This is a genomic window from Mycobacterium sp. SP-6446, from assembly GCF_001954045.1.
Lineage (GTDB): Bacteria > Actinomycetota > Actinomycetes > Mycobacteriales > Mycobacteriaceae > Mycobacterium.
The window spans coordinates 1-1265 of record NZ_MBEM01000157.1; the positions used below are offsets into that span (position 1 = coordinate 1).

The window sequence follows — 1265 nt, forward strand, 5'->3', positions numbered from 1 at the left end:
CGCGGACTACACAGATAGGCAGCGAGAAGTCCTCGGCCGCGAAGACGACCCCGACAGCGTCCTGGATCAGCAGTTGGGGGGTGGCGTCGGTGAGCATGTATGCGGTGCGCTCGCTGGGGTAGTTGGGGTCGATGGGCAGGTAGGCTGCGCCGGTTTTGGAGATGGCCAGTAGCGCGGTGACTAATCGGGTGGAGCGGGGCAGTGCGACCGCGACGATGGTTTCTGGTCGGGCTCCATAGGTTGTCAGTCGGGCGGCGAGATGGTTTGCGCGAGCGTCGAGTTGGCGGTAGGTCAGGGTCTCGTTGTCGTCGTCGATTGCGGGGGCGTCGGGGGTGCGCGCGGCCTGGGCGGCGAACAGTTCTGGCACGGTGGCCTGCGGTATTGGCGTGGCGGTGTCGTTCCATCGGTTCACGACTTGGTCGCGTTCGATCGCATCGATGATCTCGATCTGATCGATCCGCCGCTCCGGATCAACCGAGACAGCGTCAAGGATCCGTAGGTAGTGGCTGGCGAACTTCTCGACGGTGTCGTGGTTGAACAGGTCGGTGGCGTACTCGATGGTTCCCGGGATCGGTTGTGGTTCTCCCGGCATTGGCGGAAGTTCGAAGAGGTTGATGGACAGGTCGAACTTCGCGGTGTGGGTGGAAGCAGGCAGCACGTCGACGCCCAGTCCGGGGAATTCGACCTTCGGGAGGGGATTGTTCTGCAGCGCGAGGGACACCTGAAACAGCGGGTGATGGGCAGTGGAGCGGGATAGGTTCAGCGAGTCGACGAGCCGTTCGAATGGGGCGTCTTGGTTTTCGTATGCGGCGAGTGCCTTGCCGGCTACCTGCTCGAGGAGCTGCCTGAAGGGGGGATTGCCCGAGGTCGCCACCCTCAGCACCCAGGTGTTGGCGAAGAACCCGATCAGGTCGGTCAGTGCCTCGTCGGTGCGCCCGGCGATCGGCCCTCCGATTGCAATGTCGTCGCCGGCGCCGAGTTTGCGCAACAGCACTGCCAACGCCGCCTGCAGCACCATCGATGTGGTTGTCCCGGTTTCCCGCGCCAGTTGCTCGATCTGGTCCCGCAGTAACGGGTCGATCGCGAACGACACGACCTCCCCGCGAAACGATCGCTCCGCCGGACGAGGCCGGTCGAACGGCAACGAAATCTGTTCTGGCGCCCCGGACAGCTCACGACGCCAGTACGCCAACTGCTGGGACAGGACGCTGTCGGGGTCGTCTTCGCGGCCGAGGACTTCTCGCTGCCAAAGTGTGTAGTCCGCG

At 64.2% G+C, this 1265-nt stretch carries 1 protein-coding gene; it reads right to left on the reverse strand.

What is annotated here, in order from left to right; translation table 11 throughout:
- Nucleotides 1-1265 (reverse strand): condensation domain-containing protein (locus tag A5736_RS14475; RefSeq protein WP_139333315.1); only part of this gene is annotated, 1265 nt, incomplete at both ends.